At 41.6% G+C, this 19,440-nt stretch carries 21 protein-coding genes; 20 read left to right on the top strand and 1 reads right to left on the bottom strand.

Annotated features, from left to right (window positions below; all coding sequences use genetic code 11):
* The first annotated feature begins 5 nt into the window (after positions 1-5).
* The 3 genes from prmA to mtaB are packed head-to-tail and all read left to right on the top strand — an operon-like array spanning position 6 to position 3,093.
* Entirely contained in the window at positions 6-941 is a 936-nt protein-coding gene (gene prmA, locus MHI16_RS11820; RefSeq protein WP_003217481.1) for a 50S ribosomal protein L11 methyltransferase, read from the top strand.
* Between the two features lie 23 nt (positions 942-964).
* The gene (locus MHI16_RS11815) at positions 965-1,735 is read left to right on the top strand and encodes a 16S rRNA (uracil(1498)-N(3))-methyltransferase (protein ID WP_058014639.1); all 771 of its coding nucleotides are present in this window, start codon (positions 965-967) and stop codon (positions 1,733-1,735) included.
* Positions 1,735-3,093, top strand: a complete 1,359-nt coding sequence (gene mtaB / locus MHI16_RS11810) for a tRNA (N(6)-L-threonylcarbamoyladenosine(37)-C(2))-methylthiotransferase MtaB (protein ID WP_058014640.1) — start codon at positions 1,735-1,737, stop codon at positions 3,091-3,093. Before MHI16_RS11815 ends, mtaB begins: the two co-directional genes overlap by 1 nt.
* A gap of 40 nt (positions 3,094-3,133) precedes the next feature.
* Here the strand turns inward: mtaB and MHI16_RS11805 are convergent, their stop codons facing one another.
* Entirely contained in the window at positions 3,134-4,063 is a 930-nt protein-coding gene (locus MHI16_RS11805) for a Na/Pi symporter (protein WP_058014641.1), read from the bottom strand.
* Positions 4,064-4,245: 182 nt separating this feature from the next.
* Here MHI16_RS11805 and rpsU point away from each other — a divergent pair, with 182 nt between their 5' ends.
* The 17 genes from rpsU to glyS all read left to right on the top strand — a co-directional run bounded on the left by rpsU (position 4,246) and on the right by glyS (position 19,383).
* Positions 4,246-4,419, top strand: coding sequence for a 30S ribosomal protein S21 (gene rpsU, locus MHI16_RS11800; protein ID WP_003152957.1), 174 nt, complete (start codon positions 4,246-4,248; stop codon positions 4,417-4,419).
* Positions 4,420-4,433: 14 nt separating this feature from the next.
* Positions 4,434-4,883: a GatB/YqeY domain-containing protein gene (locus MHI16_RS11795; RefSeq protein ID WP_058014642.1), complete on the top strand. Its 450-nt coding sequence runs from the start codon at positions 4,434-4,436 to the stop codon at positions 4,881-4,883.
* Between the two features lie 141 nt (positions 4,884-5,024).
* Positions 5,025-6,338: a nodulation protein NfeD gene (locus MHI16_RS11790; protein ID WP_058014643.1), complete on the top strand. Its 1,314-nt coding sequence runs from the start codon at positions 5,025-5,027 to the stop codon at positions 6,336-6,338.
* Positions 6,339-6,364: 26 nt separating this feature from the next.
* Positions 6,365-7,357: a flotillin-like protein FloA gene (gene floA, locus MHI16_RS11785; RefSeq protein ID WP_034661354.1), complete on the top strand. Its 993-nt coding sequence runs from the start codon at positions 6,365-6,367 to the stop codon at positions 7,355-7,357.
* Positions 7,358-7,388: 31 nt separating this feature from the next.
* Positions 7,389-7,886, top strand: a complete 498-nt coding sequence (locus MHI16_RS11780; protein ID WP_058014644.1) for a hypothetical protein — start codon at positions 7,389-7,391, stop codon at positions 7,884-7,886.
* Between the two features lie 210 nt (positions 7,887-8,096).
* Complete coding sequence (yqfC, locus tag MHI16_RS11775) at positions 8,097-8,378, top strand: sporulation protein YqfC (protein WP_012010618.1); 282 nt, start codon at positions 8,097-8,099, stop codon at positions 8,376-8,378.
* Positions 8,379-8,396: 18 nt separating this feature from the next.
* Complete coding sequence (gene yqfD / locus MHI16_RS11770; protein WP_061408617.1) at positions 8,397-9,587, top strand: sporulation protein YqfD; 1,191 nt, start codon at positions 8,397-8,399, stop codon at positions 9,585-9,587.
* 3 nt (positions 9,588-9,590) lie between these two features.
* Positions 9,591-10,550 (top strand): PhoH family protein, encoded by a 960-nt coding sequence (locus tag MHI16_RS11765; RefSeq protein ID WP_058014646.1) that lies wholly within the window; start codon positions 9,591-9,593, stop codon positions 10,548-10,550.
* 138 nt (positions 10,551-10,688) lie between these two features.
* Entirely contained in the window at positions 10,689-12,776 is a 2,088-nt protein-coding gene (locus MHI16_RS11760) for an HD family phosphohydrolase (protein ID WP_049754949.1), read from the top strand.
* Positions 12,777-13,256 carry an rRNA maturation RNase YbeY gene (gene ybeY / locus MHI16_RS11755; RefSeq protein ID WP_058014647.1) on the top strand — a complete coding sequence of 160 codons (480 nt, stop codon included), beginning with the start codon at positions 12,777-12,779 and terminating at the stop codon, positions 13,254-13,256. It abuts the gene before it with no gap.
* A complete protein-coding gene (locus MHI16_RS11750) occupies positions 13,234-13,620 on the top strand; it encodes a diacylglycerol kinase family protein (protein ID WP_044139413.1) in 387 nt (128 codons plus the stop codon). Before ybeY ends, MHI16_RS11750 begins: the two co-directional genes overlap by 23 nt.
* A 113-nt stretch (positions 13,621-13,733) precedes the next feature.
* Positions 13,734-14,132, top strand: coding sequence for a cytidine deaminase (locus MHI16_RS11745; protein WP_003217296.1), 399 nt, complete (start codon positions 13,734-13,736; stop codon positions 14,130-14,132).
* Positions 14,125-15,030 (top strand): GTPase Era, encoded by a 906-nt coding sequence (gene era, locus MHI16_RS11740; RefSeq protein WP_058014648.1) that lies wholly within the window; start codon positions 14,125-14,127, stop codon positions 15,028-15,030. The genes MHI16_RS11745 and era overlap by 8 nt, the downstream gene beginning before the upstream one ends.
* Before the next feature lie 148 nt (positions 15,031-15,178).
* A complete protein-coding gene (locus MHI16_RS11735; RefSeq protein WP_003217288.1) occupies positions 15,179-15,322 on the top strand; it encodes a YqzL family protein in 144 nt (47 codons plus the stop codon).
* Between the two features lie 35 nt (positions 15,323-15,357).
* Positions 15,358-16,128, top strand: a complete 771-nt coding sequence (gene recO / locus MHI16_RS11730; RefSeq protein WP_034661344.1) for a DNA repair protein RecO — start codon at positions 15,358-15,360, stop codon at positions 16,126-16,128.
* A gap of 329 nt (positions 16,129-16,457) precedes the next feature.
* Positions 16,458-17,345, top strand: a complete 888-nt coding sequence (gene glyQ / locus MHI16_RS11725) for a glycine--tRNA ligase subunit alpha (protein ID WP_058014649.1) — start codon at positions 16,458-16,460, stop codon at positions 17,343-17,345.
* Positions 17,338-19,383, top strand: a complete 2,046-nt coding sequence (gene glyS / locus MHI16_RS11720) for a glycine--tRNA ligase subunit beta (protein WP_268466097.1) — start codon at positions 17,338-17,340, stop codon at positions 19,381-19,383. Before glyQ ends, glyS begins: the two co-directional genes overlap by 8 nt.
* Positions 19,384-19,440: the final 57 nt, after the last annotated feature.

Below are 19,440 nucleotides of genomic sequence, written 5' to 3'. Positions count from 1 at the left end.
TAGTATTGAAGTGGTCAGAAATTAGCGTCCATACAACAAATGAAGCGGTGGAACCAATCACCAATATTTTGCATGAAGCAGGTGCGAGTGGTGTCGTGATTGAGGACCCGCTTGATTTAGTCAAGGAACGTGAAAATGTATACGGTGAGATCTACCAGCTCGATCCGAATGACTATCCTGAAGAAGGGGTCATCGTCAAAGCCTATCTTCCAATGAACAGCTTTTTAATGGAAACGGTAGATGAGATCAAAGAAGCCATCAACAATCTTCTTCTATACGATATTGACCTAGGAAGAAATACGCTGTCTATCTGTGAAGTAAATGAAGAAGAATGGGCCACCGCATGGAAGAAATACTATCACCCTGTGAAAATCTCTGAAAAATTCACCATCGTTCCAACATGGGAAGAATATACTCCGGTTCATTCTGATGAACTGATTATTGAAATGGACCCAGGAATGGCATTTGGAACAGGGACACATCCAACAACCGTTCTGTGTATTCAGGCGCTTGAGCGCTATGTGAAGGAAAACGATACGGTGATTGATGTTGGAACAGGCTCTGGGATTTTAAGTGTGGCAGCAGCGATGGTTGGTGCAAAGGACATTCAAGCCTTTGATCTCGACACCGTTGCGGTTGAAAGTGCGAAGCAAAACATCGAGCTAAATGGTGTAAGCGAACAAGTGACGGTCAAGCAAAATAACTTACTTGATGGGATTTCAGGTGAACGTGATGTGATCGTCGCCAACATTCTCGCAGAAGTGATTTTGCGCTTTACAGATCAAGCTTATGATTTATTGAAGAAAGATGGCTATTTCATTACATCGGGCATCATTGGACAAAAGAAATTACAAGTCAAAACAGCATTAGAAGAAGCAGGTTTTGACATAGTTGAAGTGCTGTCAATGGAAGATTGGGTCAGCATTATAGCGAAAAAATAAAGCGAGTAGGTGTCAGGACACGTATGCAACGATATTTTATCGACCTCACGAAAGAAGAAGTGATCGCAAAGGGATCTATCGTCATCAAAGGTGAAGATGTACATCACCTTTCCAACGTCATGCGCATGAAAGCAGGGCAGGAAATCCTTTGCTTAACGACAGACGGCTTTGAAGCGCTCAGTAAAATTGATACAATAACAAAGGAAGAAGTCATTTGTCACCTTGAAGGCTGGACAAATCAGGACAGAGAGCTTCCGGTAAGGGTAACAATTGCGAGCGGACTCCCAAAAGGAGATAAGCTTGAGTTGATTATCCAAAAAGGCACAGAGCTTGGCGCAAGTTCATTTATCCCGTTTCAAGCGGCTCGTTCTATTACAAAACTTGACCAAAAGAAGTCACATAAAAAACGAGAACGCTGGGAGAAAATTGCGAAAGAAGCAGCTGAGCAGTCCTACCGGAATATCATTCCTCATGTTTATCCAGTATCAACGTTTAAAGAGCTGACTCAATTAGCTGGTGAATTCGATAAATGTGTCGTTGCATACGAAGAATCATCGAAAGAAGGAGAGCAAAGCCGCTTTCAAACTGTGCTCCAACAGATGAAAGGCGGACAAACCTTGCTAGTGGTTTTTGGCCCTGAAGGCGGTTTGGCAGAAAAGGAGATTAAAGCGCTTGAAACGCTTGGTGCAGTCATTTGCGGGCTCGGACCACGCATTTTAAGAACGGAAACAGCTCCTCTTTACGCGCTTTCTGCTATATCTTATCAAACAGAGTTATTAAGAGGTGAATCATGATGGGAACAGTAGCGTTCCATACACTTGGCTGTAAGGTCAATCACTATGAAACAGAAGCGATCTGGCAGTTGTTTAAAGAAGCAGGCTATGAAAGAAAAGAGTACGAATCAAAAGCAGACGTATATGTCATTAATACATGTACGGTCACGAATACAGGCGATAAAAAAAGCCGTCAAGTCATTAGGAGAGCCATTCGTCATAACCCGGATGGTGTCATTTGTGTAACAGGCTGTTATGCGCAAACATCTCCAGCAGAAATCATGGCGATTCCTGGTGTTGATATTGTCGTGGGAACACAAGACAGACATAAATTGCTCGGTTACATTGAAGAATATCGCAGAGAAAGACAGCCGATTAATGGGGTTGGCAATATCATGAAGGCACGTGTGTTTGAAGAACTTGATGTTCCTGCTTTTACAGACAGAACACGTGCGTCATTAAAAATCCAAGAAGGCTGTAACAATTTCTGTACATTCTGCATTATTCCTTGGGCTCGCGGACTTCTTCGTTCTCGTGATCCAGAAGAGGTCATCAACCAAGCGCAGCAGCTTGTGGATGCCGGCTATAAAGAAATTGTATTAACAGGTATTCACACAGGCGGATACGGAGAAGACTTAAAAGATTATAACTTTGCAAAGCTTCTGAAAGAATTAGATGCACGTGTCAATGGCTTAAAACGAATTCGTATTTCATCTATCGAAGCAAGTCAAATTACAGATGAAGTGATAGAAGTGCTTGATCAGTCAGATAAGATTGTCAGACATCTTCATATCCCGCTTCAATCTGGCTCTAATACAGTGCTGAAAAGAATGCGCCGTAAATATACGATGGAATTCTTTGCAGAGCGTTTAACAAAGCTGAAAAAAGCATTGCCAGGTCTTGCTGTCACCTCTGATGTGATTGTAGGATTCCCTGGAGAAACAGAAGAAGAGTTTTTGGAAACATACAATTTTGTCAAAGACCATCAATTCTCTGAACTGCACGTATTCCCTTACAGTAAACGTACGGGTACGCCAGCTGCAAGAATGGATGATCAAGTGGATGAAAATGTAAAAAACGAACGTGTCCACCGCTTGATCGCTCTTTCTGACCAGCTTGCGAAAGAATACGCATCAGCTTATGAAGGAGATGTCCTAGAGATTATTCCGGAAGAATCCTTCAAAGAACAAGAAGGAAAGCAAAATCTTTATGTGGGCTATACAGATAACTATATGAAGGTTGTTTTTGAAGGAACAGAGGACATGATCGGCCGTTTGGTCAAAGTGAAAATCACGAAAGCGGGTTATCCTTATAACGAAGGACAATTCGTTCGTATAAGCGATGAAGTACAAACAAACAAAGTGAGAATGACCTCATAATCAATAAAACACCGGCTGCCAAAAGGGTAAGCCGGTGTTTTTATTTTGATTGATTCGGTAAAAGACATAAAATCAATGTGTGAAATGGACGGATGAATGGGAAGAAAAGCAAAGAGCTTGCCACATTAAACAGCAGGCTGAAGTGCGCAATTTGCTGAGCTGGAGCGTTTGCAAGAAGGGCGACAAATTCTGTCATCATGGCGAGAAATGGGAGACATAAAAGTACTCCAAGCACATTAAACAAAACGTGGGCATAAGCTGTTTGACGTGCTGCATAGCCGCCAGATATGGCAGCCATAACGGCTGTAATACATGTCCCGATATTGGATCCTAACACAAAGCTGATGCCTTCCTGAAGCCCAACCGTTCCTTCATTCATAAAGCCCATTAAAATGCCGATACAGACGGAGCTCGAATGAACAATTGCTGTGAAAATAGTACCCGAAAGCAGCGCCGTCCAGTCAGAATGCTGCATCATTTCGAGAAAGCGCAATGTCTCAGGCTGACTTGTCATCATACCTGCAATTTTAGAAAAGCCTTGAATACAAAAAAAGATCATCCCGAGTCCAAATATACTTTTTCCTGCATGCCGAAAAGATTTTCTGCCTAACATCATGCATATGAGGCCAGCTAGGATCAAGACCCACATGAAAACATCCATTTTAATGGCGATAAATTCTGTTGTAAACGTGGAGCCAATATTGGTACCAAGAATCATTGGAATGGATTTTTTAAAAGAGAGAATGCCTGTACTGACAAAGCCGATCACGATGACCATAAACGCCGAACTGCTTTGGAGAATCCCTGTAAATATAATGCTGACTAAGAATGCTTTTACTGGGTGATCTGTAAAGAGAAGAAGTGATTTCTCAATACGAGACGACGCAAGCGCCATTAATCCTTTTCTCAGCAAACCCATTGACCATAAAAAAATGAAAATAAGTGCACAAAAATAAATGATCGCCATCATAGAAAAGTCCTCCTCTTACCAATGAATATATGGACTTGTCTACCTGCTCATGACGAAAATATATTTCCAAATCACTTAGTTGACCTCACACTAGGCTTATATTATAATATCTAGGTACATGTTTCGCATGTATATCTTTTTTTAATGCAGTCGATTGGTGTATTCGGAGGGAGGGAAAGAGAATGTCAAAAACGGTCGTTAGAAAAAACGAATCGCTTGAAGATGCTCTTCGTCGCTTTAAACGCAGTGTATCCAAAACTGGAACATTGCAAGAAGCAAGAAAGCGTGAATTTTATGAAAAGCCTAGCGTAAAGCGCAAGAAAAAGTCTGAAGCTGCTAGAAAACGTAAATTCTAAAGAGGGTGGATTTTATGAGTCTTCTTGAGCAATTAAATTCTGATATGAAGCTTTTTATGAAAAACCGTGAGAAAGACAAGCTTGTTGTCATTCGGATGGTAAAGGCTTCACTCCAAAATGAAGCAATTAAGCTTAAGAAAGACAGTTTGACCGGCGATGAGGAACTAACCGTCCTTTCCCGCGAGATTAAGCAACGTAAAGACTCCCTCCATGAATTTTCGAAAGCTAATCGCTTAGATTTAGTAGATAAAGTTCAAAAAGAGATTGACATCTTAGACGTTTATTTACCTGAACAGTTTTCTGAAGAAGAACTGCAAACGATCGTGAAAGAGACGATCGCTGAAACAGGCGCTTCATCGAAGGCTGATATGGGTAAAGTTATGAGCGCTATTATGCCAAAAGTAAAAGGTAAAGCTGATGGAGCTGTCATTAACAGATTTGTCAGCGAGCAGCTGTCTCAATAAAAAAGTATCCTTCTATTGTTAGAAGGGTACTTTTTTTATACCCTCATCAATCTGTCATATAAAAATGAAACCTATGATACATTTGTAACGTATGTAAAGGAACGGTAAAATGGAAGATAGAGAGGAGGGATCACCAAATAGATGAAAAAAATAAAAATTTCTATTGCTCTCTTCAGCTGTTTTATAATATGCTTATTATTAGGGGTTCAATTGACCGCGAAATCAGCAGATCAGAAAGTTCATGTTATCCCAATTGAAGATACAGTAGAAAAAGGACTTTCTCAATTTATTGAGCGATCATTTGAGCAGGCAAAGTCCGAACGAGCGAAACATATCATTCTAGACATCAATACACCAGGTGGCGCAGTCGATGCGGCGCTTGAGATCGCAGATACCATTCGTGCGTCTGATATCCCTGTGACAGCGTTTGTGAATCATAGAGCGCTTTCAGCAGGGGCTTTCCTTGCGCTAAATGCCGACCAAATCTATATGACCCCAAATGGAAAGATGGGGGCTGCTGCGATCATTGACGGTGAAGGCAATGCTGCCGATCAAAAATCTGAATCGCTATGGCTTGCTGAAATGAGTGACGCTGCCGAAAAGCAGGGGCGTGATCCAAAGTATGCACTTGCAATGGCAGATGTAAATATAGACGCAAAAGAAGCTGGTGCACCAAAAGGAGAATTGCTTACCTTCAATACAGACCGTGCCCTTCAATTCGGTTATGCAGAAGGGGAAGCGAAAAATATGGATGACTTGCTTCAGAAGCTGAATTTAGCAGACGCTTCTATTCAATACGATGAAGTGAGCTTTGCTGAAAAGGTTGCGCGCTTTTTCACGCACCCAATTGTCATTCCAATCCTTTTATCCATCGCAAGCTTAGGGTTAATCGTTGAGCTCTATTCACCCGGCTTTGGGGTTCCAGGTACCATGGGAGTGACAGCGCTTCTTCTATTCTTTTATGGTCATCTTGTGGCAGGTTTTGCAGGTTATGAGACGTTGTTCCTGTTTTTAGCAGGGTTATTGCTCTTGATCCTGGAATTGTTTTTGCCGGGGGGAATCGTAGGTGTCATTGGACTGATCTGTGTGGTTGTCAGCTTATTTTTAGCAGCTGGAAGCTTTACAGAAATGGCGATTTCCATCTTGATTGCCACTGCTGTTTCAATCATAGCAGTTATTATATTGACAAAGGTGTTGGGGAAACGTATGAAATTTTTCAAAAAGTTCATTTTAACCGATTCAACCAATAAGGAAAGCGGTTATGTCTCAAATGAAACAAGAGAAGATCTTGTTGGGCAAATCGCGGTGACAGCAACCGCACTTCGTCCGTCAGGTACAATTGTATTTGGAGATGAACGCATTGATGTTGTGTCAGAAGGTGCATTCATCGATAAGGATGAAAAAGTAAAAATTGTGAAAGCGGAAGGCTCACGCATTGTCGTGAGGAAAGTATAGATAACTGATTTTATAGGAGGAATAAAATGGATCCATCTACTTTACTATTATTTGTGATTATCGCAGCAGGTCTGATCGTTCTATCGATCTTCTTCACCTTTGTACCGGTGATGCTGTGGATTTCTGCCCTAGCGGCTGGCGTAAGAGTGAGCATTTTTACACTTGTAGGAATGAGACTTCGCCGCGTTATTCCAAACCGAGTGGTCAATCCGCTCATCAAAGCACATAAAGCAGGTCTTGATGTGACGATTAACCAATTAGAAAGTCACTACCTTGCAGGTGGTAACGTTGACCGTGTTGTAAATGCATTGATCGCGGCTCAACGTGCGAATATCGAATTGAACTTTGCACGCTGTGCAGCGATCGACCTAGCAGGCCGTGACGTACTTGAAGCTGTACAAATGAGTGTAAACCCTAAAGTCATTGAAACACCATTTATCTCTGGTGTGGCAATGGACGGGATTGAAGTAAAAGCAAAAGCACGTATTACAGTTCGTGCAAACATCGAACGACTTGTCGGTGGTGCAGGGGAAGAAACAATCATTGCTCGTGTAGGTGAAGGAATTGTCTCTACAATTGGTTCATCAAATAATCATAAAAAGGTTCTAGAAAACCCAGATATGATTTCTCAAACGGTTCTTGGTAAAGGATTAGATTCAGGTACTGCGTTTGAAATTCTCTCGATTGATATCGCAGATGTGGATATCGGTAAGAACATCGGGGCAATTCTGCAAACAGACCAAGCAGAAGCAGATAAAAACATTGCACAGGCAAAAGCAGAAGAACGCCGCGCAATGGCTGTTGCCCAGGAGCAAGAAATGCGTGCAAGAGTTGAAGAAATGCGCGCGAAAGTCGTAGAAGCAGAGGCTGAAGTACCACTTGCCATGGCTGAAGCATTACGTGAAGGTAATATTGGAGTCATGGACTACATGAACATTAAGAATATCGATGCTGATACGGACATGAGAGATTCATTTGGTAAAATGACAAAAGGTCCATCTGATAATGAAAACAAATAAGCATCCTCTCACGCTTTAAGGAGGGAGCCCAATGGACATTCTATTTGAAAATCCGTTACTAATTGCGATTATCATCGGTATTATCTCTGCTGTATTTGGAAAAATCGGCAAACAAGAGGAGAAGGAACAAAACAACCGGCAACATAAGCCGGCTCCTCAGAATAAGCCTATGTCTCAAAAGAAAGCAGAACAAACGAGCCCAAACCCGGTCAAAACAGACCAGTTGGACGATTTCGGCGATGTACATGATCATGGCGGGATGAAGAAGCAAGGATCACAGTCCTTACAGGATCGTTATACCGCTACACTAGCTGAAATGGAAGAAAGAAAAAGTGAGCTGAATAAAGAGTTCCAATCTCTTGAAAGGCAGCTGACCAAGCCGAAAGCTTCTGCTGCGGAGATGAAGCCGCACATCATTGGCAAGCTTAATCAAAATACTGTTGTTCAAGGCATGCTTCTTGGAGAAGTATTTGGAGAGCCGCGCGCGAAAAAGCCGCACAGAACGATGAAACGGCCATATAACAGATAAACAAGAAAGTCCCTTTATATAAAAAGGGGCTTTTTTTATTTGACTTGAGGGAGACCTCTCGCAGTGAAAAATGATGAAATGGCTGTTTTGCGGGATTCATTAGCATGATCTGAACCGCTGAGGAATAAGATGACATAGAGGCTTTCTCATCAGTCTCACCATCTTTCAGTTTGATCTCATACACATGAGGTGGGAAGGGGTTCTTATTGAATGGGAAAAAGAAAAAATCGACTTAAAGCATGGCTGACAAGAACACTTGAAATCCCTCCAGACGTCATGATGGATCTTCCCCGTATTACGATGGTTGGTAGACTCCACATTTACATAGAGAACCATAAAGGGCTTTTGCTTTTCAGTGATCAAGAGGTAAGGCTGATGCTCAAACAAGGACAATGCATTATTTCAGGGAAAGATTTTGTGATTAAAACGATTTTGCCAGAAGAGATCTTATTAGAAGGGAAAATCGATGAGGTCCGTTATATTGATTCTTAACTGACGGAGGGGAGAAGTGTGAAGAATAAATGGTTTGCCTATTTTATTGGCAGAGTGGAAGTGGAGATCAAGGGAAGCGGCATTGAGCGGCTCATCAATGAGTGCACGAGACAGGGGATCACAATGTTTCAAGTGAGCCGCCGTCAAGACAGCGTGCGCTTATTTATTCGCTTATCAGATGTACATGCCTTCAGAAAAGTACAAAGACATCATGAGGTAACATGTTCATTTCATCAAAGGAAGGGATTTCCATTCCTTCTCCTATGGTCAAGAAAGAATATTGGGTTTACCTTTGGGATTGTGTTTTTTCTAGTGACGATATTGGCGCTTTCAAACATGGTGTGGAAAATAGATATTAAAGGAGCCAATCCAGAAACTGAACATCAGATGAGAAAGCATTTAGACGAGATTGGGGTGCAAAAAGGCCGTTTTCAGTTTCTAATGGGAACACCTGAAAAAATTCAAAAATCACTGACCGCCAATATTCAAAGCATTACATGGGTTGGCGTTGAACTAAACGGTACAACATTTCAAATGAAAGTTGTGGAAAAAAATGAGCCTGAGAAAGAGAAATATACGAGTCCTCAGCATATTGTGGCTAAGAAGAAGGCGGTCATCACAAGAATGTATGTAGAAAAAGGGGAGCCGCTTGCCGCAGTTGATGAACATGTGAAGAAAGGACAAATGCTCGTCTCAGGCCTCATCGGCAGTGAAGACAAGCAAAAAACGGTCGGTGCTAAAGCGAAAATTTATGGAGAAACGTGGTACCGTTCTGAAGTTTCTGTCCCTCTTCGAACATCTTTTGATGTCTTTACGGGTAAAATGAAGACAAAGCACAAGCTCTCCGCATTTGGAGGTTCAATGCCATTTTGGGGCTTTTCCTTTAAAAAGGATGATTTTAAGCAGCCAAAAATCGAAACAGAAGTTCACCCACTCCATTTCTTACAGTTCCAGCTCCCATTTTCCTATGAAAAAGAAACGACACGCGAAAGTGAAAAAATTAACCGGACATACACAAATAAAGAAGCGGTTCAAGCAGGGATTAAAATGGGTAAAAAAGAATTAGAAGAGAAGCTAGGTCAAACAGGAGAGGTGAAAAGTGAAAAAGTTTTGCACGAGACAACAGGGAATGGTAAAGTTAAGTTAATCATCCTTTACCAAGTAATAGAAGATATTGTTCAACCAACACCTATTGTTCAGGGAGACTAGAGAATGACAGAACATTTACTTGAAATTCAACAAAAATTAGATAGCCCAAACGAAGCGATTGCTTTATTTGGAAATCAAGATGCTTATCTGAAACTGATGGAAAACGAGCTGAATGTCTCCATTATTACGCGCGGAGAAAAAGTGTATGTTTCTGGTCAGGAAGCATCAAGAGAAACAGCGAGCCGTCTGATGACATCTCTCTTACATCTCATCCGAAAAGGAATTGAGATTTCTGAACGGGATGTCGTATATGCCATCAAAATGGCGCAAAAAGACAAGCTCAATTATTTTGAAAATATGTATGAAGATGAAATTACGAAAAATGCTAAAGGAAAGTCAATCAGGGTAAAAACCATTGGCCAGCGGGAATATGCTGCGGCGATGAAAAAAGATGACTTGGTCTTTGGAATTGGACCAGCTGGAACAGGGAAAACGTATTTGGCAGTCGTCAACGCGGTACATGCACTGAAAAATGGACATGTGAAACGAATTATCTTGACAAGACCAGCTGTTGAAGCAGGAGAAAGTCTTGGTTTTTTACCAGGTGATCTAAAGGAAAAAGTAGATCCTTATTTAAGACCACTATATGATGCCTTGCATGATGTGCTTGGCAGTGATCATACGGAACGTTTAATTGAGCGCGGTGTGATTGAAGTAGCGCCTCTTGCCTATATGAGAGGACGGACACTCGATGATGCATTTGTTATTTTAGATGAAGCGCAGAATACAACGCCCGCCCAAATGAAAATGTTTTTGACGAGACTTGGGTTTGGCTCTAAAATGGTCATTACAGGAGATATTACACAGATTGACCTGCCGAAGGGCATGCAGTCTGGTCTTGCAGCTGCAAAGGACATGCTTGCAGAGATCAAGGGCATCTCATTTATTGAGCTAGACCAGACAGATGTGGTCAGACACCCCCTTGTGGCAAAGATCATCGGAGCATACGAAAAGCAAAAATGACCTTAGTGACCCGATCGTCTACATCGGGTCATTTTGTTTCGATCGTGGTTTAAAGTAAAAAAGGAGGTACTTTCCTTGAGAAAGAATCAGAAAGACAGTAAGCGCAAAAGACTGCTGTCTAAAAAAGAACCTCAGAAAATGGAGCGCTCACGTTATTTAAATGTATTGCTATACGCTGGTTTAGCAGCCATTCTATTCGTGGTGCTCTTCTTCCATGTAAAGCCTGAATCGCTCGACTTAGATTTGTTTTCAGTGAGCGAACAGACCATCTATTCTCCATCAACCGTTGATGATCAAGAAGCGACAGAAGAAAAGAAGCAAGAAGCAACAGATCAAGTAGAGGATCAATATACACTCAAAAAAGCGTATTCTGACAATCGTGTTGACCTCATCTCCTCCCTTTTTGAAGCCATTAAAGAAGAGAAGAAAGCAGCTGATGAAAAAGAAAATCCACCATCAGATAAAGAAATGGTCAAGCGTGTCAAAGAAAAACTCACATCAGATATGCAGGAGGCTGTATCAGACCAATCTATTAAAGCACTGCTTCAGGCAAGTGACGAAAATCTCTCTTTTACTAAAGATTCCATCATCACAGTGGTGAATTCACTGATGAGTAAAGAAATCACAGCAGCGAAATTACAAGAAGAGAAAAAACAAGTGAAAACAGAGCTTGAAAATAACTCAATTCCATCCAAATACTTAAATGCAGCGAAAGAAATCGGTGAATTTGCGATCATTCCAAACTATGTATTTGATCCAGTGGCGACAGAGAAGAAAAGACAAGAAGCCGCAGATAATATTCAGCCGGTTCAGATTAAGCAAGGGCAAATCTTAGTCGAAGAAGGAGAACTTATTGACCGAGAAGTGTATCGTAAATTAGAACTGACAGGGCTCTTAAACAGCTCCAATTTGATTAAGCCTGTAAGCGGTCTTATGATATTGATAGGTCTGTTCTTAGCAGCGATTATTCATTCACTTGAATCGAGGAAAAAATCGCTTGTTCATAAGAATAAGTCGTTGCTGCTCTATTCGCTCATTTTTACCATTATTTTAGTTATCATGGAAGTATTCAGTCTCTTCCAGGAAACAAAGTATACGACAATAGGTTATGTGGTGCCAGTGGCACTTGGCACGATGCTGATCAAGCTCCTTATCAATGAGCGGCTGGCGATCTTCTCTGGTCTTGTATTTGCTCTTTGCGGCAGTATGATGTTTAATCAAGGAGTAACCGGCGTCTTTAACTATGTGATCTGCGCTTATTACCTTGTGAGCGGGATGGCGGGCATTTTATTTTTGAGAAAGCATAATGCACGTTCAAAAATATTGCAGGCAGGGCTTTGGGTCGCTTTGGTGAATGTCCTTGTGGTTCTATCCATTACGCTGATTCAAAACTCCTCACCATCAGGGCTTGAAATCGGTGTAAACCTTATGATGGCGATTGTGTCAGGGTTTGCATCATCTATTTTGGTCATTGGGTTAATGCCTGTGTTTGAGAGTATGTTCGGTATTCTTTCAACAATGAAGCTGATTGAACTATCAAACCCAAATCATCCGCTGCTTAAAAAGATTTTAACAGAGACACCAGGTACATATCATCATAGTGTCATGGTGGCAAATTTAGCGGATGCTGCATGTGAAGCAGTCGGAGCAAACGGTCTTTTAGCAAGGGTTGGCGCTTATTATCATGACATTGGCAAAACGAAAAGGCCGCAATACTTTATTGAAAACCAAATGAATATTGATAATCCGCATGACAAACTTTCCCCTCAGCTAAGTAAAAATATCATTATTGCCCATACGACAGATGGAGCTGATATGCTGAGAGAAAAGAAGTTTCCCGAAGAGCTTGTCGATATTGCTGAACAGCATCACGGCAAGTCACTGTTAAAGTTCTTTTACTATAAGGCAAAAGAGCGTGATGATCAGGTGACAGAAGAAGAATTCCGTTATCCTGGTCCAAAGCCGCAATCAAAAGAAGCAGCGATTATTTCTGTAGCGGATAGCGTGGAAGCAGCGGTACGATCGATGCATAATCCAAATCCAGAGCGGATCGAAAAGCTCGTCAAAGGCATTATTTCCGATAAAATGCAGGATGGGCAATTCAGCGAATGTGATCTGACATTTAAAGAGTTAAATATTATTAGTCAAACGATTTGTACAACATTAAAGGGGATTTTCCATTCTCGGATTGAATATCCAGATGCCCCGAAGCAGAAGGTGAAGTAAATGACATTGTTAATCGATTTAATAGATGAAACAGGACAAGTAACAAAAGAGCAGCTTGAAGAAGTGGAAAAGCTTCTTCAATTCGCTGCTGATGCCCTTGAGGTCAAAGATCAAGCGGAGGTATCAGTGACGATCGTCTCAAATGAAGAGATTCATCAAATTAATAAAGAATACCGCGGAAAAGACGCACCGACAGATGTGATCTCCTTTGCACTTGAGGAAGAAGGAGAAGGGGAAATTAAAATCATTGGTGCTGATGATATTCCGCCTGTACTCGGTGACATCATCATTAGTGTGGACCGTACAAAAGAGCAGGCAGAGGAATACGGACATTCTTTTATGAGAGAACTTGGATTTCTCACCATTCATGGGTTCCTTCATTTACTCGGGTTTGATCATATGACAGAGGAAGATGAAAAAGAAATGTTCGCCAAACAGACAAAGATCTTGGATGATTATGGCCTTTCAAGATCTTCGTAAGAAGAGAAGGCCGCTTGCCCGTTTTTTTCGGAGTTTTTATTATGCATTTAGAGGAATATGGCGAACTTTCTTGAATGAACGGAATTTTCGATTTCACACAGTCGCAGCCATCATCGTGGTGATCTGCGGCTTTTGGTTTCACATTGAACCATTCGAATGGATGATCGTATTGCTTTTGTGTGGGGGGATGTTTGCGCTTGAACTTGTCAATACAGCCATTGAACATACAGTGGACCTTATGACAGAAGAGAGACACCCGCTTGCTGAGAAAGCGAAAGACGCCGCAGCAGGCGCTGTTTGCGTTTACGCCGCGATTTCGGTTATGATTGGGTTGATCATCTTCTTACCGAAGATCATGCAATAGAACAATATTACTATTTATTAACATTTTTAGAAATGGGCGTGAAAATGTCACGTGAATTATGTAAAATATAAATGTGACAGTGGTACCATTTCTTCTGAAAGTGGGAACTAGGAATGAACAAACAAGAGTTGATTTCAGAAGCAGTTAAAGCAAGAGATTTTGCATATGTACCCTATTCGAAATTCAAAGTCGGTGCAGCATTGTTGTCGAATGATGGAAAAGTGTATGGCGGCTGCAACATTGAAAATGCAGCATATGGTATGTGTAATTGTGCGGAAAGAACAGCACTTTTTAAAGCCTATTCAGAAGGCATCACATCGTTTCAAATGCTAGCGGTAGTGGCTGATACAGACCGGCCTGTTTCGCCGTGCGGCGCATGCAGACAGGTTATTTCAGAGCTATGCGCACCTGACATGCCAGTGATTCTAACGAACTTAAAAGGACAAATATACGAAACAACAGTAAACGAACTATTGCCAGGCGCATTTTCACCGGAGGATTTAAATGACTAACGAAAGCTTCAAATCAGGATTTGTATCAATTATTGGTAGACCAAATGTAGGAAAATCAACCTTTCTTAATCGTGTGATTGGACAAAAGATCGCCATCATGAGTGATAAGCCCCAAACAACGCGAAACAAAGTGCAAGGTGTCTTAACAACAAACACGTCACAAACGATCTTTATCGATACACCAGGGATTCATAAACCTAAGCATAAGCTTGGTGATTTTATGATGAAAGTGGCTCAAAATACACTGAAGGAAGTCGACCTGATCTTGTTTATGATCAATGCAAAGGAAGGCTATGGCAAGGGTGATGAATTCATCATTGAACGACTCAAGCAAACATCTACACCAGTATTCCTAGTCGTCAATAAAATCGACCAAATTCATCCAGATGAGCTGTTCCTTTTAATTGATGAATACCGCACACGTTATCCATTTAAGGAAATTGTGCCAATTTCAGCTCTTGAAGGAAACAACATTGACACGCTTCTTCAGCAGATTGAAGGTTATCTTCCTGAGGGCCCGCAATTTTATCCAGCAGATCAAGTAACAGATCATCCAGAGCGGTTTATTATTTCTGAATTAATTCGTGAAAAAGTGCTGCATTTAACGAGAGAAGAGATCCCGCACAGCATTGCAGTTGCGATCGAATCCATTAAGCCAGATGAAAATGGCAAGATCCATGTGGCGGCGACCATTGTCGTAGAACGTGATTCACAAAAAGGGATTGTCATTGGTAAACGAGGCAGCTTATTAAAAGAAGTGGGACAAAAAGCGCGCAGAGATATTGAAGCTCTTCTCGGTTCAAAAGTGTATCTGGAGCTTTGGGTAAAGGTTCAGAAGGACTGGCGTAATAAATCCACTCACCTTCGTGACTTCGGGTTTAGAGACGACGAATATTAAAAAATCGCTGCTGTTGTCATAAAACCTGACAATGGTGCGGTTCGATTAGTAAAAATTGTTTATCATGAAATGGAGGTAGTCTGGTCAAGATAAAATTAATATGTTGGATGTAGCGTTGCTGCTTCTAATAAAGAAAGGTGGGGTTTTTATGTTGAATTTTACATGGAACGTATTTTCACAAACAGGAAGCGTTGACACGTATCTGCTTTTCAAAGAGTTAGAAAAGGAGAACCTGGAAAGACCCGATGTACTTGAAGAAGAGATAGCACGATTTGATTTTCCAATCTTATAATTCTTGACCCCCTCCAATGCTCGGAGTGTAGACAAATGCTCATTAAAAGTGAAGGAATCGTCCTTAGAACAACAGATTATGGCGAAACAAACAAAATTGTCACGCTGCTCACTAGAGAACATGGGAAAATTGGTGTGATGGCAAGAGGCGCGAAAAAATCAAACAGCCGCCTGTCAGCCATAAGCCAGCCGTTTTTATACGGAACCTTCCTGATCCAATCATCAACAGGACTTGGAACGCTCCAGCAAGGCGAAATGATTGAAAGTATGCGAACCATTCGGGAGGATTTATTCTTGACCGCATATGCCGCATATATGACAGAGTTACTCGATAAAGGCACAGAAGAAAAAAAGCCAAACCCTTATTTGTTTGAGCTCCTGCTTCAATCTCTGCGTCATCTGAATGAAGGCACAGATGCTGATATTATCTTATTTATCGTAGAGGTCAAAATGTTATCAGTGATGGGAATGAAGCCCGAACTGGATCAATGTGTCCACTGTGGTCAAAAAGAAGGGCAGTTTCATTTCTCGATTAGAGACAACGGCTTTATTTGCCAAAATTGCTTTTCTAAAGATCCGTATAAACTGCCCTTATCCCCAGCAGCTGCAAGGCTGCTCCGTTTATTTCATTATTTTGATTTATCAAGGCTCGGTCAGGTGGATGTGAAACCGCAGACGAAACAAGAAATTCGTCAAGTGCTAGATCACTACTATGAAGAGTATTCAGGCCTTTATTTGAAATCAAAAAAATTCATGAATCAGATGGAATCCATGAAAAAGCTCATGGGCGGGGAAAACAAAAGTTGACATCTTCCATGACTTTTTGTAAGATCATCTAAGATAAAATATGTTGCATTGACAGAAAGAAGTACTTGCGCAGAACCCATAAAAGCGACCTTAGGGCGGTGTGAGCTAAGGATGGAGGCGTAACGAAAGGCATTCTTGAGCAACGTAAAACAAAGCGGCTGGTTGCTACGATACCAGCAAATAGGGTGGAACCGCGGGAAAAACTCTCGTCCCTATGTTTGCAAGGAGCCTTGCGAGCATAGAGACGGGAGTTTTTGTGTTCTTTTGCGAGGTTCTAGACCCACCCGCCATACATAGCGGATGGTGTAGAAAAGATGGAGGTGCGATCATTGAATATTCAAGACATGATTTTGACGCTGCAAAAGCATTGGTCAAATGAAGGCTGCGTATTAATGCAGGCGTATGACACAGAAAAAGGTGCCGGAACGATGAGTCCATACACGTTCCTCAGAAGCATTGGTCCAGAGCCATGGAAGGTAGCGTATGTAGAGCCTTCAAGACGCCCGGCTGATGGCAGATATGGAGAAAACCCAAATAGATTGTATCAGCATCATCAATTCCAAGTAATCATTAAGCCGTCACCTGACAATATTCAAGAACTGTATCTTGAATCATTGAAAGCGCTTGGTATTGACCCGCTGAAACATGATATTCGTTTTGTCGAAGACAATTGGGAAAACCCATCTCTTGGCTGTGCAGGACTTGGCTGGGAAGTATGGCTTGATGGAATGGAAATCACCCAATTCACGTATTTCCAGCAAGTCGGCGGCTTAGAATGTAAGCCTGTTTCCGTTGAAATCACATACGGTATTGAACGTCTTGCTTCCTACATTCAGGACAAAGAAAATGTCTTCGATCTTGAATGGACTAACGGATTTACGGTCAGAGATTTATTCTTAATGGCTGAATATGAGCACTCTGTTTATACATTTGAAACATCTAATACTGACATGCTGTTTGAGCTATTTACGACTTATGAGAAGGAAGCGCATAGCCAAATGGACAAAGGGCTTGTTCACCCAGCATACGATTACGTACTGAAATGCTCTCATACGTTTAACTTGCTTGATGCAAAGGGCGCAATTTCTGTTACTGAGCGAACTGGATATATCGGAAGAGTGCGCCAGTTAGCAAGAAAAGTTGCCAAAACCTATTATGAAGAACGAGAAAAATTGGGATTCCCTATGCTAAAAGAGGAGGCGGCTTCTCATGAATAAACAAGATGTATTACTCGAAATCGGCTTAGAAGAGATGCCGGCTCGCTTCATGCCAGAAAGCACAAAGCAGCTAGGCGAAAAAGTAAAAGCGTGGTTTGAAGCGCAAAACATTTCATTTGAAGATGCTGCTCTATTTAACTCACCAAGACGTCTTGCTGTACTTGTGAAAGGTGTCGCAGAAAAACAAGAAGACATCAAAGAAGAAGCAAAAGGTCCGGCTAAAAAGATCGCGCAAGATTCGGAAGGCAATTGGACAAAAGCAGCGGAAGGTTTTGCCCGCGGACAAGGTGCTTCAACAGATGATCTCTATTTTAAAGAGATCAAAGGAGTGGATTATGTCCATGTCCAGAAGTTTCAAGAAGGAAAGCAAGTTAAAGACCTTCTGCCAGCATTAGGTGAGATCGCTGCTTCATTAAGTTTTCCAAAGAACATGAGATGGGGAAGTAAAGATTTACGCTACATCCGTCCGATTAAATGGATTGTTTGTTTATTTGGAGAGGAGATTGTACCTGTTGACATTGCTGGGGTGAAAAGCGGCCGTGAGACAAGGGGACACCGTTTCCTTGGTAAGACAGCTACCATCGACTCTCCTGCTTCTTACGAGCAAACATTGCGCGATCAATTTGTCATTGCAGATTCAGATAAAAGAAAACAATCCATTACCGAGCAGCTAAATGCTCTATCTTCTGAAAAAGACTGGGTGATTCCTGTTGATCCTGAGCTTCTAGAAGAGGTCAACAACCTTGTAGAATACCCAACGGTACTATCTGGTTCCTTTGAAGAAGAATTCCTTGCATTGCCGGAGGAAGTTTTGGTAACCACAATGAAAGAGCATCAGCGCTATTTCCCTGTGAAAAATGAGCAAGGGGAATTATTGCCTCACTTTATTACGGTGAGAAACGGAAACAGTGAGGCGCTTGAAAATGTCGCAAGAGGGAACGAAAAAGTCCTTCGTGCGCGTTTATCAGATGCTGCCTTCTTCTATAAAGAAGACGAAAAACTAGTCATTGAAGACAATATTAAGAAGCTTGATAAGGTTGTATTCCATGAGAAACTTGGCACAATTGGCGACAAGCTAAAGAGAGTGACAGACATTGCGACGCGTCTAGCGGCACATGTCGGTGCAGATGACGAAACGACAGAGCGTGTGGCAAGAGCCGCCAGTATTTCGAAGTTTGACCTTGTGACTCAAATGGTCTATGAGTTCCCAGAATTACAAGGAATCATGGGCGAGAAATATGCAAAAGCACTTGGTGAACATGAAGAAGTGGCTAAAAGCATCAACGAGCACTATATGCCGCGCTTTGCCGGTGATGAGGCGCCTTCCACTTTAATTGGTGCGATTGTGGCAGTAGCCGATAAGCTGGATTCTATTTGTTCCTTCTTCTCAATTGATGTCATTCCAACGGGCTCTCAAGATCCTTATGGATTAAGAAGACAAGCGAGCGGTATCGTTCAAATTCTGCTTGATCGTCATTGGAACATTTCATTCAAAGAGCTTTTGGCACTTGCTCAAGTAGAAGCAGCTCATGAAACTGCTCTCATTGAATTTTTAACATTCCGTTTAAAATATGTCCTCCAAGCAGAGCATATCCGTCATGATGTTGTCGATGCAGTACTGGATGTTGAAAATATTGAACCTTATGCAGTTGTGAAAAAAGCAGCTGTTCTTGAGGAGAGTGTGAAACAAGAAAGCTTCAAAGAAACAGCAGAAGCATTAGGACGCGTCATTTCAATCAGTAAAAAAGGAGAAGACGCAGAGATTCAGCCTGAGCTGTTTGAAAATGAGCACGAGCAAAAGCTCTATGAGGAGTATCAGCAAGTAGAGACAGCTGTCAATGAACATGTAGCAGCAGGGCAATACAGTGCAGCGCTTGAGGCACTTGATACGTTAAAAACACCGATTGTTCATTATTTCGATCACACAATGGTTCATGCAGATGATGAAAAGCTGAAGCGAAATCGTTTGGCACAAATGGTGAAACTAGCTAAAGTCATTCAATCATTTGCGAATATGAACAATTTAATTGTAAAATAAATACCTAAGAACGGTTGCCTTTTTTTGAAGGGCAATCGTTTTTTACTCATTTAATTC

The organism is Bacillus sp. FSL K6-0923 (assembly GCF_038630825.1).
GTDB lineage: Bacteria > Bacillota > Bacilli > Bacillales > Bacillaceae > Bacillus > Bacillus pumilus.
The sequence above is the reverse complement of the archived record's forward strand: the minus strand, read 5'-3'. Positions and strand labels throughout refer to the sequence as shown.

Bases quoted from the DNA above. Each gene is read 5' to 3' on its own strand.
- MHI16_RS11815 (WP_058014639.1), top strand. From the start codon at position 965: ATGCAACGATATTTTATCGACCTCACGAAAGAAGAAGTGATCGCAAAG.
- mtaB (WP_058014640.1), top strand. From the start codon at position 1,735: ATGGGAACAGTAGCGTTCCATACACTTGGCTGTAAGGTCAATCACTAT.
- MHI16_RS11805 (WP_058014641.1), bottom strand. From the start codon at position 4,063: ATGATGGCGATCATTTATTTTTGTGCACTTATTTTCATTTTTTTATGG.
- rpsU (WP_003152957.1), top strand. From the start codon at position 4,246: ATGTCAAAAACGGTCGTTAGAAAAAACGAATCGCTTGAAGATGCTCTT.
- MHI16_RS11795 (WP_058014642.1), top strand. From the start codon at position 4,434: ATGAGTCTTCTTGAGCAATTAAATTCTGATATGAAGCTTTTTATGAAA.
- MHI16_RS11790 (WP_058014643.1), top strand. From the start codon at position 5,025: ATGAAAAAAATAAAAATTTCTATTGCTCTCTTCAGCTGTTTTATAATA.
- floA (WP_034661354.1), top strand. From the start codon at position 6,365: ATGGATCCATCTACTTTACTATTATTTGTGATTATCGCAGCAGGTCTG.
- MHI16_RS11780 (WP_058014644.1), top strand. From the start codon at position 7,389: ATGGACATTCTATTTGAAAATCCGTTACTAATTGCGATTATCATCGGT.
- yqfC (WP_012010618.1), top strand. From the start codon at position 8,097: ATGGGAAAAAGAAAAAATCGACTTAAAGCATGGCTGACAAGAACACTT.
- MHI16_RS11765 (WP_058014646.1), top strand. From the start codon at position 9,591: ATGACAGAACATTTACTTGAAATTCAACAAAAATTAGATAGCCCAAAC.
- MHI16_RS11760 (WP_049754949.1), top strand. From the start codon at position 10,689: ATGGAGCGCTCACGTTATTTAAATGTATTGCTATACGCTGGTTTAGCA.
- ybeY (WP_058014647.1), top strand. From the start codon at position 12,777: ATGACATTGTTAATCGATTTAATAGATGAAACAGGACAAGTAACAAAA.
- MHI16_RS11750 (WP_044139413.1), top strand. From the start codon at position 13,234: ATGGCCTTTCAAGATCTTCGTAAGAAGAGAAGGCCGCTTGCCCGTTTT.
- MHI16_RS11745 (WP_003217296.1), top strand. From the start codon at position 13,734: ATGAACAAACAAGAGTTGATTTCAGAAGCAGTTAAAGCAAGAGATTTT.
- era (WP_058014648.1), top strand. From the start codon at position 14,125: ATGACTAACGAAAGCTTCAAATCAGGATTTGTATCAATTATTGGTAGA.
- MHI16_RS11735 (WP_003217288.1), top strand. From the start codon at position 15,179: ATGTTGAATTTTACATGGAACGTATTTTCACAAACAGGAAGCGTTGAC.
- recO (WP_034661344.1), top strand. From the start codon at position 15,358: ATGCTCATTAAAAGTGAAGGAATCGTCCTTAGAACAACAGATTATGGC.
- glyS (WP_268466097.1), top strand. From the start codon at position 17,338: ATGAATAAACAAGATGTATTACTCGAAATCGGCTTAGAAGAGATGCCG.